Annotated in this window: 16 protein-coding genes; 13 read left to right on the forward strand and 3 right to left on the reverse strand. The window is 27.1% G+C overall.

Going from position 1 to position 14276, the window contains the following annotated elements; genetic code table 11:
* The first annotated feature begins 9 nt into the window (after positions 1-9).
* From ADFLV_RS13340 to ADFLV_RS13350, 3 genes are read left to right on the forward strand one after another with little or no spacing between them, the layout of a single operon-like run.
* Positions 10-1260, forward strand: a complete 1251-nt coding sequence (locus tag ADFLV_RS13340; RefSeq protein WP_014475231.1) for a cytochrome b — start codon at positions 10-12, stop codon at positions 1258-1260.
* Positions 1257-2141 carry a c-type cytochrome gene (locus tag ADFLV_RS13345; RefSeq protein ID WP_129010885.1) on the forward strand — a complete coding sequence of 295 codons (885 nt, stop codon included), beginning with the start codon at positions 1257-1259 and terminating at the stop codon, positions 2139-2141. Before ADFLV_RS13340 ends, ADFLV_RS13345 begins: the two co-directional genes overlap by 4 nt.
* A gap of 30 nt (positions 2142-2171) precedes the next feature.
* Positions 2172-2567 carry a hypothetical protein gene (locus tag ADFLV_RS13350; RefSeq protein WP_014475233.1) on the forward strand — a complete coding sequence of 132 codons (396 nt, stop codon included), beginning with the start codon at positions 2172-2174 and terminating at the stop codon, positions 2565-2567.
* 42 nt (positions 2568-2609) lie between these two features.
* Here ADFLV_RS13350 and ADFLV_RS13355 read toward each other — a convergent pair whose 3' ends face one another.
* Positions 2610-3281 (reverse strand): 16S rRNA (uracil(1498)-N(3))-methyltransferase, encoded by a 672-nt coding sequence (locus tag ADFLV_RS13355; protein WP_014475234.1) that lies wholly within the window; start codon positions 3279-3281, stop codon positions 2610-2612.
* Positions 3281-3676 carry a hypothetical protein gene (locus tag ADFLV_RS13360; RefSeq protein WP_228712369.1) on the reverse strand — a complete coding sequence of 132 codons (396 nt, stop codon included), beginning with the start codon at positions 3674-3676 and terminating at the stop codon, positions 3281-3283. The genes ADFLV_RS13355 and ADFLV_RS13360 overlap by 1 nt, the downstream gene beginning before the upstream one ends.
* Before the next feature lie 90 nt (positions 3677-3766).
* Between ADFLV_RS13360 and ADFLV_RS13365 the strand changes: the two genes are divergently transcribed.
* The 8 genes from ADFLV_RS13365 to accA all read left to right on the forward strand — a co-directional run bounded on the left by ADFLV_RS13365 (position 3767) and on the right by accA (position 10469).
* Positions 3767-4990: a molybdopterin molybdotransferase MoeA gene (locus ADFLV_RS13365; protein ID WP_129010884.1), complete on the forward strand. Its 1224-nt coding sequence runs from the start codon at positions 3767-3769 to the stop codon at positions 4988-4990.
* The gene (queC, locus tag ADFLV_RS13370; protein ID WP_014475237.1) at positions 4983-5669 is read left to right on the forward strand and encodes a 7-cyano-7-deazaguanine synthase QueC; all 687 of its coding nucleotides are present in this window, start codon (positions 4983-4985) and stop codon (positions 5667-5669) included. Before ADFLV_RS13365 ends, queC begins: the two co-directional genes overlap by 8 nt.
* Entirely contained in the window at positions 5669-6202 is a 534-nt protein-coding gene (locus ADFLV_RS13375) for a 6-carboxytetrahydropterin synthase (protein WP_014475238.1), read from the forward strand. Before queC ends, ADFLV_RS13375 begins: the two co-directional genes overlap by 1 nt.
* Positions 6195-6959 carry a 7-carboxy-7-deazaguanine synthase QueE gene (locus ADFLV_RS13380; RefSeq protein ID WP_129010883.1) on the forward strand — a complete coding sequence of 255 codons (765 nt, stop codon included), beginning with the start codon at positions 6195-6197 and terminating at the stop codon, positions 6957-6959. Before ADFLV_RS13375 ends, ADFLV_RS13380 begins: the two co-directional genes overlap by 8 nt.
* Positions 6960-7027: 68 nt before the next feature.
* Entirely contained in the window at positions 7028-7771 is a 744-nt protein-coding gene (fabG, locus tag ADFLV_RS13385; protein WP_129010882.1) for a 3-oxoacyl-ACP reductase FabG, read from the forward strand.
* A 93-nt stretch (positions 7772-7864) separates the two neighbouring features.
* The gene (gene acpP / locus ADFLV_RS13390) at positions 7865-8095 is read left to right on the forward strand and encodes an acyl carrier protein (RefSeq protein WP_004510944.1); all 231 of its coding nucleotides are present in this window, start codon (positions 7865-7867) and stop codon (positions 8093-8095) included.
* Between the two features lie 106 nt (positions 8096-8201).
* The gene (locus ADFLV_RS13395; protein ID WP_129010881.1) at positions 8202-9461 is read left to right on the forward strand and encodes a beta-ketoacyl-ACP synthase II; all 1260 of its coding nucleotides are present in this window, start codon (positions 8202-8204) and stop codon (positions 9459-9461) included.
* A 66-nt stretch (positions 9462-9527) separates the two neighbouring features.
* The gene (gene accA, locus ADFLV_RS13400; protein ID WP_129010880.1) at positions 9528-10469 is read left to right on the forward strand and encodes an acetyl-CoA carboxylase carboxyl transferase subunit alpha; all 942 of its coding nucleotides are present in this window, start codon (positions 9528-9530) and stop codon (positions 10467-10469) included.
* 12 nt (positions 10470-10481) lie between these two features.
* Here accA and ADFLV_RS13405 read toward each other — a convergent pair whose 3' ends face one another.
* On the reverse strand, positions 10482-10826 hold the full coding sequence (locus tag ADFLV_RS13405; protein WP_014475243.1) for a histidine triad nucleotide-binding protein: 345 nt from the start codon (positions 10824-10826) through the stop codon (positions 10482-10484).
* Between the two features lie 130 nt (positions 10827-10956).
* Here ADFLV_RS13405 and pheS point away from each other — a divergent pair, with 130 nt between their 5' ends.
* Positions 10957-11949 (forward strand): phenylalanine--tRNA ligase subunit alpha, encoded by a 993-nt coding sequence (gene pheS / locus ADFLV_RS13410; RefSeq protein ID WP_014475244.1) that lies wholly within the window; start codon positions 10957-10959, stop codon positions 11947-11949.
* The gene (gene pheT, locus ADFLV_RS13415) at positions 11946-14267 is read left to right on the forward strand and encodes a phenylalanine--tRNA ligase subunit beta (protein ID WP_129010879.1); all 2322 of its coding nucleotides are present in this window, start codon (positions 11946-11948) and stop codon (positions 14265-14267) included. Before pheS ends, pheT begins: the two co-directional genes overlap by 4 nt.
* The last annotated feature ends 9 nt before the right edge of the window (positions 14268-14276 follow it).

Below are 14276 nucleotides of genomic sequence, written 5' to 3' on the forward strand. Positions count from 1 at the left end.
GAGTTATGAATGGCAAAATTTGAAAAAGCTAACTCTGTTGGAGAATGGTTAGACCAAAGATTAAATCTAACTACATTCAACAAAGTTATGATGACTGAATATTGGATTCCAAAAGATATTAACTTCTTATGGGCGATGGGAGTATTACTAGCTACAACTTTTGGTATTTTAGTAATTTCAGGTTTATTCTTAATGATGTATTACAAACCAGATGTTAACTTAGCATTTGATTCTGTAAATTATACAATCATGCAAGAAGTTGCATTTGGTTGGTTATTTAGACATATGCATGGTGTTGCAGCTTCTGTTGTATTCTTAATTATTTATATTCACATGTTTACAGGAATCTATTATGGTTCTTACAAACAAGGTAGAGAAATGATTTGGATTTCTGGTATGTTATTATTTATGACATTCTCAGCTGCTGGATTCTCTGGATATATGTTACCTTGGGGACAAATGTCTTACTGGGCTGCAATGGTTATTACTAACTTATTTGGTGGAGTTCCTGTTATTGGAGATGCACTTGTTGTTTGGATTAGAGGTGACTTTAACGTTGCTGATGCTACATTAACAAGATTCTTTATGTTACACGTATTCTTATTACCAATTACTATTATGGGAATTATTGGTTTACACTTCTATACGTTAAGAATTCCTCACGTTAACAACCAATCTTCTGATGAATTTGATTTTGATGCTGAAGCTGAAAAATATTTATCTGGAAATAAAAAAGAATCAAAAGTTATTCCTTTCTGGCCAATATTTATCTCTAAAGATTTAGCAGTTCTAGGAATTTTCTTAATTTTCTATTTTTACTTAGTATTCTTCCATTATAACTTTGCAATGGATCCAGTAAACTTTGATCCAGCAGATAACATGGTTACACCTGCTCATATTTATCCAGAGTGGTATTTTTTATGGTCATATGAAGTATTAAGAGGTTTCTTCTTTGATATTGCAGGATTTAAAGCATTTGATATTGGATTAATCGCCTTTGCTTTTGCAAATGTTATTTTCTTATTATTACCTTGGTTAGATAGAGATCCAAAAATTTTACCAGCACATAAAAGACCAGCTTTCTTCGTTTGGTTCTGGTTATTAATGGTTGACTTAATTGTATTAACTGTTTATGGAAAATTACCTCCAACAGGTACAAATGCATGGGTAGGATTCTTTGCAGCAGTTTCATTTATCTTATTATTTATTATATTACCAATTATCAGTAAAATTGATGCTAAGAAAAGGGGTTCACTATGAGAGAATTAAAAATACTAGCAGTAGTAGTAGTTTTAACACTTATTACTTACTGGGGAGTTGAGCCATATGCTCATTCAGTTATGCATCCTCATGTTGCTCCTGCAGATTTTACGTTTTCTGATACAAAAGAAGATGTAGCTGATGTTAAAGGTTTACAAGGTAATGTTGCAAATGGAGAAGTTCTAGTTACTTCAAATTGTACTGCTTGTCACTCAATTGAATCAAAAGGTTTTCCACAAGTTATGGATAATGCAAGTTCATCTGCAGCTTATGGTGTAACTCCTCCTGATTTAGGAAGTGCAGGAAAACTTTATAATGCTGATTATTTAGCTGCATTTATTAAAGATCCAGCAAAAGCATCAAAAACAGCTCATAAATTTGTTGATGGAAAAGTTCATCCAATGCCTCAATTCAACTGGATGCAACCACAAGAAATTGCAGATATGGTAGCTTATTTACAATCGATTGCACCAAAAGAAATGACAAATAAAGAAGTATTTACGAATGCTTGTCAAAGATGTCACTCTATCAAATATGCTGATATGAAAGGTGGATCAATGGCTGCATTTACTCCAAATGATAATATTAAACATTACATGGGTAAATTACCTCCTGATTTATCACAAATGATTAGAAGTAGAGGTCATCACTATTTAGAAACATTTGTTAATGATCCACAAAAACTTCTAGAAGGTACAGCAATGCCTAGAGTTGGATTAACAGAAGAATCTCAAGCTCAAGTTGTTGCATATTTAGAAGAAGTTGGTGATAGTAAAAAAGCTCAAAGAGAAGAATTAGGACCTAAATTCTTAATCTATCTTGTAATTTTTGCAATCTTTGCATTCTTATGGAAAGCAAGTAAATGGAGAGAAGTTCATTAAGAACTTTTCTTTATAATTAGGAGAAAATAAATGAAATTAATAAAAATATTACTTGCTTCATCTTTAGCATTTGTATCATTAAGTGCAAATGATGTTATGCAAAAATCTATGTCGATTATGGAAAAAGGTATGACTCAAATTCAACAAGGTTTTTTAAATAATAATCTTGAATTAGTAAAAGAAGGAACTAAACTTGTAAAAGAAGGAAATGCTCTTTTTTCAGATAAAAAAATAATTACTGAATATTTACCTGAAAATAAAAAACATATGGTAAATGTTGCAGAAAATGCTTCAAAAAGAATAGCTTTAGATATTGCTGGCTTAGAAGCTAACATTGAAAATAAAGCATTTATAAATGCTACAAATTCTTATTCAGATATGTTAAATGCATGTTCAAGCTGTCACTCAATTGTAAGAAATTGGTAAAAAGCTTAGGAAGATAAACATAAAGTTTATCTTCTTCTTTATTTATAAAATTATTTTGGAAGTAGCTGCAATTATTGCTGTTTCACTTCTTAATATCAAATTTGATTCAAATCCAACAACATAATCTATATTAAATTTTTCTCTTTCGTTTTTAGAAAAACCACCCTCACAACCAATAACCAATGTTTTTATTTCATCTTTTTTTTCATCAATTAATTTATTAGAAAAATCTAGAAAATATATATTTTTATTGTTCTTTAAAAATTCATCTAAATTTTTACAAATATCAAGTTTTATAATATCTGAACGACCACATTGAGAAGAAGAATTTATAAGAATTTTTTCTAATTTTTCAATATTAATTTTAAAATTTTTTTGAGAAAAATCACTATATATAAAAGTAATTTTATCAACTCCTAATTCATTTAATGAAGGTATATATTTTTCAATAGTTTTTGGATCAATAACACACCAACCAAGATGTAACTTTTTTTGATTTATTAAAACTTTTTTTTCACTAAAAATTAAATTTAAAACTGCCTTTTTTTTATCAATTAAAACAATCTTGTACAAATATATATTTTCATCTTTCAAATTTCTAAAATATATCTCATCATCAATCTTATGACGTCTTGCTTTTATTAAATAATTATAAACTTCATCTTTTATTTCTAAAATATTCCCACCACAAAATTCATCATAAGTGAATTGCATTAAAACACCTTACTTATAATATAAACAGCAATTAATAATGAAATTTCAATTGTATAAATTTTTTTTGCATATTTATAAAAATCATTTTGAAGTTCAATTTGATCATGTTTAATAACTCTCATCTTTTTATATCTCTTTATTTCAATTACCAATAAAAAAATTGATGTAGGAATCATTAAAGCAATTGTAAAACTAAAAGTTTGTGCATAAAAAGCAACTATTGTTCCCGTATAAATAACTATAGCATTTGTTAGATGATATAAAGGTGTCATAAATTTTAGTCTTTTTGCTAAAATTATGAAATTTTTCTCTCTTGTAACTGAATATAAATTAAATAACATAATTGCTAAAAAAAAATATATTGAATATACATGGCTTTGAATTGCGCTTTGCATTAATTCCATATTTGTTTATCTCACTTTTAAAAAATTTTGGTATTATATCTAACTTGTCATAAGTTTTTATTTTAACTAAAAAGGATAAATATGGCTATAGAAGTACAAAATACATTAGAACTAATTTCAAATATCAAAACAATTTTGAAATATGAAATTTTACCTATTGAAAATTGTTTATCAAGAATTTGTGCTAGCCAGATAATCGCGACAAGTTTTTTACCAAAATATAATAATTCAGCAATGGACGGTTATGCAATTATTTATGAAGAGAAAAAAGAAGAATTAGAAATAATTGATACTATTTTTGCAGGTGATAACAACAATACTTTGATAGAAAAAAACACTTGTATAAAAATAATGACAGGAGCAAAAATTCCTGAAAATACAACGGCTATTATTCCAAAAGAAGATGTGGAAGAATTGCCCAACAATAAAATAAAAATTTTACAAAATATAAAAGAATTTCAACATATTAGATATATTGGAGAAGATATTAAAAAAGATGAAATTTTGATAGAAGAAGGTGAAGAAATAAATTTTTCTAAAATAACTCTTCTTGCAAGTCAAGGAATTTCTCATATAAAAGTTTATCAAAAACCTAAAATTATTGTTTTTTCTAGTGGTGAAGAATTAAAACTTCATTATGAAAAAATAGAAGATTATCAGATTTACAATTCAAATACTCCAACTTTTATAGCAAGAGCAAAAGAGTTAGGTTGTGATGTTACATTTATAGGACAAGCAAAAGATACAATTAAAGCAATAAAAGAATTAATAACAAATTCGTTAGATGCAGATTTAATTATAACTTCTGGTGGAGTTTCAGTAGGAGATGCAGATTTTACAAAAGAAGCATTTAAAGAACTAGATTTTGAAACTATTTTTGATGGTATAAAAATAAAACCTGGCAAACCAACAGTTTTTGGCAAAATAAAAAACTCTTACATTCTAAATCTACCGGGTAATCCATTGGCTTCTGCTTTAATTTTTGAATTATTTGGAAAATTAATTATTCAAAAACTTTTAGGTTCAAAAAATATTTATCATAATTTTATTTTTGCTAAAATGGCAGAAGATTTTAAAACTAAAAAAGGAAGAATTACTGTTTTACCAGGTTTTTTTGATGGTGAATATTTTAATATATCACAAAAAAGATCGCCAGGTATGGTTTCTACATTAAGCACTTCAAATTCAATCATTGTAATAAACGATGACGTTGAAAAAATAAATAAAAATAGCATTATTAAAATATTACCAATAAATTGGAAATTTTTTACGGATAATAAAAAGGATTTTTTAACATATGAATAACAAAACAACTAAAAAAGCAATTTGTATTTTAAGTGGAGGTATGGATTCAACTCTTGCTTCTTATATTGCTAAAAAAGATGGATATGAAATAATTGCTGTTCATTTTAATTATGGACAAAGAACACAAAATAGAGAATTAAAAGCTTTTAGAGATATTTGTGATGATTTGGGAATTTTAGAAAAATATGAAATTGATATTCCATTTTTCACTCAAATTGGTGCAAGTGCCTTAACTGATAAATCTATAGATGTTCCCACAAATGGATTAGAAGCAGGTGTTCCTATAACTTACGTTCCATTTAGGAATGGAATTTTTCTTTCAATTACAGCTGCAATTGCAGAAAAAGAAAAAGCAACAGCAATGTATATTGGTGTTGTACAAGAAGATAGTTCAGGATATCCAGATTGTACAGAAGAGTTTATAAATGATATTTCAAAAGCAATAAATCAAGGAACAAGAGAAGAAACTTCAATCGAAATAAAAACTCCATTAGTTCATTTATCAAAAGCGCAAATTGTTGAAGAAGCTTTGAAATTAAATGTTCCATTAATTCATACTTGGTCATGTTATAAAGAAGAAGATGAAGCCTGTGGGGTTTGTGATTCTTGTAGATTAAGATTAAATGGATTTAACTTAGCAAATCAAATTGATCCTATTACTTATAAGGTAAATTTATAATGATGTGGAAAATATCAAAAGAGTTTGATTTTTGTTATGGACACAGAGTTTGGTCTCAAACATTAGATGTAGAATTTTCGTTAGATGGATGTTTAAAATGTAGACATTTACATGGACATCAAGGAAAAATTTTAGTATATCTTGAAGCAACAAAACTTAATGATGGAATGGTTACAGATTTTAAACATCTAAATTGGTTTAAAGCTTTTTTAGATGATGTATTAGATCATAAATTTATTTTAGATATAAATGATCCTTTATTTTCAACTTTGCTTCCACACATAGACAAAAATGAATTAATTAAATATGATGAAAATTATTATTTAGTAAATTTAACAAAATTCCAAAATCTAGAATCGCATATAAAAGAACTTTATGAAGGTTATGTAATAGTAAATTTTGTTCCTACGAGTGAAAATTTATCCGCATGGTTTTTAAATATTGTTCAAAATAAAATGGAAAAATTAGGAATAAAAGTTTCTCATGTAGAATTTTTAGAAACTCCAAAAAGTAAAAGTACATTTTATGCTTGAAATAAATGAGATTTTTGGACCTACAATCCAAGGTGAAGGTAAATTAGTAGGTACACCTTCAATTTTTATAAGATTTGGAAAATGTAATTTTAAATGTGAAGGATTTGCTGTTGAATATGAAACTCCAAGTGGTATAAAAAAATGTGCTTGTGATTCGTATTTTGCCGTTGATACAGAATTTAAAGATACATGGACAAAATATAAAACTTATGAAGAAATAGTTAAAGAAGTAAATAAATTAATAAATAAATTCCCTTATAATTACAAAATAGATATTGTAATAACTGGTGGAGAGCCACTACTATATTGGAATAAAGAAGAATTTCAGAAATTAATTAAGCATTATATAAATGAAGGTCATAAAGTTACTATTGAAACAAATGCTTCTTTAAACTTAAACTTTGAATATGACTACCAAAGAAATATTCTTTTTTCTATGAGCGTAAAATTAAGTAATTCATTAGAACCTTTAAAAAAAAGAATAAATAAAGAAACATTAACAAAAATTCTTACTAATTCAAATGATTCTTATTTAAAATTTGTAATTGGAAAAGATTTTTTAAATAATGCAAAAAATGAAATAAAAGATATTTTAAATGGTATTCCAAAATGTGAAGTTTATTTAATGCCACTAGGTGATACAGCTGATGAAATAAATAAAAATTGTGAAGATGTAATAAATATGGCCATTGAAAATGGATATAAATATTGTGATAGATTACATATAAGAGTTTGGAATAATAAAAGAGGAGTTTAAACTCCTAATATATTTATTTGTAAATTATTGCTATAATATATAGTTTATGTAAAAATAAAAGGATTAAAATGAAATTTTCAGGTTCTAATGTATTAGTTACAGGTGCAAGTAGAGGAATTGGGGCAGAAATAGCAAAAACACTTGCAAATTTTGGACTAAAAGTTTGGATTAATTACAGAAGTGGAGCTGAAGCTGCTGAAAAAATCAAAAATGATATTGAAATAGCAGGCGGAAAAGCAGCTATTATTAAAGCAGATGTGACTAATGAAGAAGAGTTTTCAAATGCAATTAAAACAATTGTTGACGCAGATGGAGAATTATCTTATTTAGTTAATAATGCAGGTATTACAAAAGATAAATTAGCCTTAAGAATGAGTGTTGCTGATTTTAATGATGTAATAAATGCAAATTTAACTTCTGCATTTATTGGTTGTAGAGAAGCTTTAAAGGTAATGGGGAAAAAAAGATTTGGTTCAGTTGTTAATATCTCTTCAATTGTTGGAGAAATGGGAAATCCTGGACAAACTAATTATTCAGCATCAAAAGGTGGACTAAATGCCATGACTAAATCTTTTGCAAAAGAAGCTGCAGCTAGAAGTATTAGATATAATGCTGTAACTCCTGGATTTATTCAAACAGATATGACTCATGAATTAAAAGAAGAAATAAAAGCAGAATATGAAAAAAACATTCCTCTTTCAAGATTTGGTCAACCAAGAGAAATCGCTGATGCTGTCGCATTTTTATTAAGTGATCATTCTTCATATATTACAGGAGAAATACTAAAAGTTAATGGTGGATTATACGTTTAATATTTTATTAAAAAGTTTAAATATATAATTTAAAAGAGTTTTTAAAAACTTTTTTGTTATAATACAAAGATAAATTTATAAAAGGAAATAAATATGGCATTATTAGATGATGTAAAAGCAGTAGTTGTTGAGCAATTAGATTGTGATCCAGCAGAAGTAAAAGAAGATTCAAAATTCATTGAAGATTTAGGTGCTGATTCACTAGATGTAGTTGAACTTGTTATGGCTTTAGAAGAGAAATTTGACATTGAAATCCCAGATGAAGATGCTGAAAAAATCTTAACTGTTGCTGATGCTATAAAATACATCGAAAATAACGCGTAATTTATACGCTTTAAATAGAAGATAACCTCTTCTATTTATATTTAAACTATTGAGTTTTTTGTAAAAAGATTGAATAATTCAAATAATTAACATGGAGCATATTTAAATGAGAAGAGTTGTTGTAACAGGTATAGGTACTATTAATTCAACAGGACATAACGTAAAAGATTCTTTCGAAGCAGTTGTGAATGGAGTTTGTGGTATAGATACTATAACACTATTTGATGCAAGTGATTTCTCAGTTCAGATAGCTGGAGAAGTAAAAGATTTTGATCCAACTACAGTTATGGATAAAAAAGAAGTTAAAAAAGCTGATAGATTTATACAACTAGGTATAAAAGCAGCGCTTGAAGCTATGATTGATTCAGGATATGTAACACAAGAAAATAAAAAAGTTGACTCATCAATTGCTGAAAGATTTGGTATTATTTCTGGTTCAGGTATTGGAGGATTATCAACAATTGAAAAAAACTCAGTAGTTTGTGAAACAAAAGGTTCAAGAAAAATATCACCATTTTTCATTCCTTCTTCTTTAGCAAATATGTTAAGTGGATTTATTTCTATTGAACATAATCTAAAAGGTCCTTCATTAGCTCATGTTACAGCTTGTGCAGCTTCTACTCATGCATTAAATGATGGTGTTAAAACTATTATGTTAAATGGTGCAGATAGAATTTTAGTTGTTGGTGCAGAAAGTGCAATTTGTGGTGCAGGAGTTGGTGGATTTGCTGCAATGAAAGCATTATCAACAAGAAATAATGAACCTAAAAAATCTTCAAGACCTTTTGATAAAGACAGAGATGGTTTTGTTATGGGAGAAGGTGCTGGGGCACTTGTAATTGAAGACTTAGAATCTGCATTAGCAAGAGATGCAAAAATTTATTGTGAAATTATTGGATTTGGAGAGTCAGGTGATGCAAATCATATTACTTCTCCTGTTGTAGATGGTCCACTAAGAGCAATGAAAGCTGCATTTGAAATGGTTAAGAATATTACGGGAGAGTATCCAAAAATTGATTATATTAATGCACATGGTACATCAACTCCTGTTGGAGATAAAAATGAAACGGCAGCAATTAAAGAATTATTTGGTGGAAAAGAAAAGTGTCCTCCAGTTTCTTCAACAAAAGGACAAATTGGTCATTGTTTAGGTGCAGCTGGTGCTATTGAAGCTATTATGGCTATAAAAGCATTAAATGATGGTATTATTCCTCCAACAATTAATGTTGATGATCAAGACCCTGATTGTGATATAGATATTGTACCTAACATTGCAAGAAAAGCTGAATTAACTACTGTAATGAGTAATAATTTTGGTTTTGGTGGAACAAACGGTTCTGTTATTTTTAAAAAGTATATTAAATAAATTTAAACAAACCTAACTATTAAAGAGCTAATTTAAAATTGGCTCTTTTTTTTTTAAGGAAAAACTTTGGCAGCTTACTTAGAATTTGAAGATAAAATCAAAAAAATTGAAGAAGATATAATAATTGCTAAAACTAAAGCTGATGAACATGCAGTAGAGATTTTAGAAAAAAAATTAGAAAAAGAAGTTGAAAAAACTTTTAAAAACTTAAATGACTATCAGAAATTACAACTTGCTCGTCATCCAGATAGACCCTATGCATTAGATTATATTTCTGGATTATTAACAGACTCTTATGAAATTCATGGTGATAGACATTATGTTGATGATCATGCAATAGTATGTTATCTTGGATATATTGGAACACAGAAAGTATTAGTTATTGGAGAACAAAAAGGAAGAGGAACAAAAGATAAACTTTTCAGAAATTTTGGTATGCCAAGTCCTGAAGGATATAGAAAAGCATTAAGAGCTGCAAAAATGGCAGATAAATTTCAAATTCCTATATTATTATTAGTTGATACTCCAGGTGCATATCCAGGAATTGGTGCAGAAGAAAGAAATCAAAGTGAAGCAATTGCTAAAAATCTTTATGAATTTGCTGACTTAACTACACCAACTATTTCTGTTGTAATAGGAGAAGGTGGTTCAGGAGGAGCATTAGCAATATCAGTTGCAGATAAACTTGCAATGATGAGATATTCAGTATATGCAGTTATTTCACCAGAAGGTTGTAGCGCAATTTTATGGAATGATCCTGCAAAAGTTGAAACAGCAGCAAATGCACTAAAAATAACAGCAGAAAATCTAAAAGATTTAAATTTAATTGATGATGTTATAAATGAACCACTAATTGGTGCACATAGACAAAGAGATGAAGCAATATTAGCTCTAAAAGAGTATTTTTTAACTTCTTTAGAAGAATTACAAAAATTAACTCCAGCGCAAAGATCTCAAAAAAAATATGAAAAAATAATGAACTTAGGTTCTTTTCAAGAAGAAAAATAACATAGACAAGAATTACATATCTTGTCTATCTCTTACAAGCCTTCCAACTGGCTCTCCTCCAATTAAATGAAAATGTAAATGATGTACTTCTTGTCCACCATCTTTACCAATATTTGTAATTAATCTATAACCACTCTCTTTTACATCTAGTTTTAAAGCAACTTTTTGGATAAATTCAGTCATACCAGACATAATATTTGGGGGAATAACGTCAAATGAATCGTAATGCTCTTTTGGAATAATTAAAACATGAATTTTTCTTGTTGGATTAATATCATTAAATGCTAAAAAATTTTCATCTTCTAAAATAGTCTGATTTGGTATTTCACCTTTTACAATTTTACAGAATATACACATTCTTTTTCCTTGAAATTAAATAGTAAAATATTATAACCAAACTCTAATAAATCTTTAAGTATAATCCCAAAAATACAGATACAAATAATTTAAATCAACAATAATTATTTATATATTTAGGGAGAAAAAAGTGACACAGTGGATTGAAAAAATTGCCAATGCAGCTTCACTTGAAGAGTTAGAAAATTTAAGAATTGATACTTTAGGTAAAAAAGGTATTTTAACTTTAGAATTTGCTAAAATGAAAAGTGTACCAAACGAAGAAAAAAAAATTTTTGCAGAAAATTTAAATAAACAAAAAAGCCTAATAACAGAAGCTTTAGAAACAAAAAAAATTGTTTTAGAAAAAGAAGCTTTAAATAAAAAATTAGAAAAAGAAAAAATTGATGTAACAAGATTTAATAATGAATTATCTTGTGGAGCAACTCATCCTGTTGTTGAAACTATGGATAGAATAATTAGATATTTTCAAAATTTAAATTTTGCAGTAGAAGAAGGTCCTTTAGTTGAAGATGATTTTCATAATTTTGAAGCTTTAAATTTACCTAAATATCATCCAGCTAGAGATATGCAAGATACATTTTATAATAAAGATTACACATTATTAAGAACTCATACTTCTCCTGTACAAATTAGAACAATGTTAAGCCAAAAAACTCCTATTAGAATGATTGCGCCAGGAACTGTATTTAGAAGAGATTTTGATATTACACATACACCAATGTTTCATCAAATTGAAGCGTTAGTTGTAGATGAGGCAGATAAAGTTTCATTTGCAAATTTAAAGCATGTTTTAGTTGAATTTTTACAGCATATGTTTGGAGATGTTGAAGTTAGATTTAGACCTTCATTTTTCCCATTTACAGAACCAAGTGCAGAAGTTGATATTTCTTGTGTATTTTGTAAAGGAGAAGGTTGTAGAGTTTGTTCACATACAGGTTGGCTTGAAGTATTAGGATGTGGTGTTGTCGATGAAAATGTCTTCAAAGCTGTTGGCTATGAAAATAAATCAGGTTATGCTTTTGGATTAGGTATAGAAAGATTTGCAATGCTAATTCACAATATTGGAGATTTAAGATCACTATTTGAAAGTGATACAAGATTATTAGGACAATTCAAATGATTATTACAAAAAGTTGGTTAGAAGAATTTATTGATATTTCTAAAATTTCATCAGATGAAATTTGTAAAACATTAAACTCTATTGGTCTTGAAGTTGATAGTGTAGAAAATTTTTCAGTTGCAGAAAAAGTTGTTGTTGGAAAAGTTTTAGAAAAAGTTAAGCATCCTGATGCAGATAAACTAAATATTTGTCAAGTTGATTTAGGTGATAGAACTGTACAAATTGTTTGTGGTGCAAAAAATGTAGATGCAGATCAATTTGTTCCAGTTGCAACTGTTGGATGTGATTTAGGAAATAACTTTATTATTAAAGAAGCAAAATTAAGAGGTGTTGAATCAAATGGTATGATTTGTTCATCTACTGAACTTAATCTTCCTAAAATCAATGATGGAATTTTAGTTTTAGATAATTCAATTGGAGAATTAATTCTTGGAAAAGAGCTAAAAGAATACTCGAAATTAAACGATTCAGTAATAGAGATTGGATTAACAGCAAACAGAGGAGATTGTTTAAGTATTTATGGAATTGCTAGAGAATTAAGTGCTTATTATAATATCCCTTTATTAGAAATTGATAAACAAATAAATTATAATGAATTAGGAATTGGTCAAGTTTTTGAAATAGAATGTGACAGTAATATTGATTCATCTTTATCATTTAAAGCTGTTGATTTTTCAAATTTTAAATTAAATTTATTATATAAATTTAGAACTGCGATTATTGGAAAATATCAAGATAATAATGAAATTAAAAATGTTTTAACTTATGTTACACATTCAACAGGTGTGATATTAAATGCCTACTCAAAAGAAAAAACTTTAAAAAATAATAATTTAAGTATTTTAAATATAAAAAAAGATGAAAAGGGATTTGATACTGTTTATGGAATAGAATCCTTGAGTAAAATATGTGTTGAACATAATGATATTGATCAAAATGATACAGATTTTATTATTGAAGCTTCTTACGTAAATCCAGAATTAATATCAAAAAAAGTTTTTGAAAACAAAGTAAAAACTGGAGAAGTTTATTATAAAGCTTCAAGAGGAAGTGAACCCAATATTGATTTTGGAATTGACTATTTATCTAGCCTTATTTCAAAATCAGGAGCTTTGATTTATAGAGGAAGTGAAACTTTTATAGAAGATAAAGAAAAATTAACTTTAGATGTAAGTATTAAAAAAGTTAATTCAATTATTGGTCAAGAAATAAGTAAAATTGATATAGAAAAAATTTTAGTTTCTTTAGGATTTGAAGTAAAAGATACAATTGATAATATTTTAGTTGTAAAAGTTCCTTATTATAGACATGATATAAAAAATATTGCAGATATTACGGAAGAAATAGTTAGAATAATTGGTATTGATAATATTATTTCAAAACCACTACAAATTGATGAAGTAAATAGAGTAAATAAAACATCAAATGATTTAATCAAAAAAAATAAATTAAGATTTAAAGCTATTGAGAATGGTTTCTTTGAAACATTAACTTATGTTTTTTCTTCAAAAGAAAATTTAGAAAAATATAAATTTAAAACTGTAAGAGATGAATTAGATTTAATCAATCCAATTGTAAAAGAGTTAAATACATTTAGAACAACTATACTTTTAAATCTTGTTGAAGCTTGTGCAAATAATTTTAAAATTGGAGCACGTTCAACTGCATTTTTTGAAATAGGAACAGTTTTTGATGAAAATAGACAAGAAAGCAAAAAAATCTCATTTATCCAAACAGGTTCAGCTGAACTTGAAGATTTTTCAAATGCTGGAAAACCTAAAAATATTGATTTCTTTTCATTTGCAAAAAAAATATTAAATACAATTGGAAAATTTGATTTAGAAGCGATGATTTCAATAGATAATTCTTTTATTCATCCATATCAAAATGCAAATGTTTTAATTGATGGAAAAATTGTAGGATTTATTTCAAAATTACATCCAAGTGTTTGTGAAGATTATGATTTAAGTGACACTTTTATTGCAGAGATTGATTTTGAAGCAATCAAAAATGACATTATTAAAACAACTTCATATTCAAAATTCCAATCATCAAAAAAAGATTTAAGTATTATTACACCTAAATCATTAGAATACAAAGAGATTAAAAAAGTAATTGATTCATTAAATGATAAAAATATCAAACAATTTAATTTAATTGATATTTATAATGATGAAAAACTAGGTGAAAATGAAAGCTTAACAATTAGATTTGTTTTACAAAATGATGAAAAAACAATGGAAGAAGAAGATATCACAACAACAATGAATTCGATTTTAAAAGTTTTAAATGAGAAATTGTCAATCGGATTAAGATAATAAAAAAGG

The sequence above is a fragment of the Arcobacter defluvii genome (assembly GCF_013201725.1).
Classification (GTDB): Bacteria; Campylobacterota; Campylobacteria; order Campylobacterales; family Arcobacteraceae; genus Aliarcobacter; species Aliarcobacter defluvii.

Excerpts from the sequence above, each read along its gene's own strand:
- ADFLV_RS13340 (WP_014475231.1), top strand. The coding sequence starts at position 10 with ATGGCAAAATTTGAAAAAGCTAACTCTGTTGGAGAATGGTTAGACCAA.
- ADFLV_RS13345 (WP_129010885.1), top strand. The coding sequence starts at position 1,257 with ATGAGAGAATTAAAAATACTAGCAGTAGTAGTAGTTTTAACACTTATT.
- ADFLV_RS13350 (WP_014475233.1), top strand. The coding sequence starts at position 2,172 with ATGAAATTAATAAAAATATTACTTGCTTCATCTTTAGCATTTGTATCA.
- ADFLV_RS13355 (WP_014475234.1), bottom strand. The coding sequence starts at position 3,281 with ATGCAATTCACTTATGATGAATTTTGTGGTGGGAATATTTTAGAAATA.
- ADFLV_RS13360 (WP_228712369.1), bottom strand. The coding sequence starts at position 3,676 with ATGCAAAGCGCAATTCAAAGCCATGTATATTCAATATATTTTTTTTTA.
- ADFLV_RS13365 (WP_129010884.1), top strand. The coding sequence starts at position 3,767 with ATGGCTATAGAAGTACAAAATACATTAGAACTAATTTCAAATATCAAA.
- queC (WP_014475237.1), top strand. The coding sequence starts at position 4,983 with ATGAATAACAAAACAACTAAAAAAGCAATTTGTATTTTAAGTGGAGGT.
- ADFLV_RS13375 (WP_014475238.1), top strand. The coding sequence starts at position 5,669 with ATGATGTGGAAAATATCAAAAGAGTTTGATTTTTGTTATGGACACAGA.
- ADFLV_RS13380 (WP_129010883.1), top strand. The coding sequence starts at position 6,195 with ATGCTTGAAATAAATGAGATTTTTGGACCTACAATCCAAGGTGAAGGT.
- fabG (WP_129010882.1), top strand. The coding sequence starts at position 7,028 with ATGAAATTTTCAGGTTCTAATGTATTAGTTACAGGTGCAAGTAGAGGA.
- acpP (WP_004510944.1), top strand. The coding sequence starts at position 7,865 with ATGGCATTATTAGATGATGTAAAAGCAGTAGTTGTTGAGCAATTAGAT.
- ADFLV_RS13395 (WP_129010881.1), top strand. The coding sequence starts at position 8,202 with ATGAGAAGAGTTGTTGTAACAGGTATAGGTACTATTAATTCAACAGGA.
- ADFLV_RS13405 (WP_014475243.1), bottom strand. The coding sequence starts at position 10,826 with ATGTGTATATTCTGTAAAATTGTAAAAGGTGAAATACCAAATCAGACT.
- pheT (WP_129010879.1), top strand. The coding sequence starts at position 11,946 with ATGATTATTACAAAAAGTTGGTTAGAAGAATTTATTGATATTTCTAAA.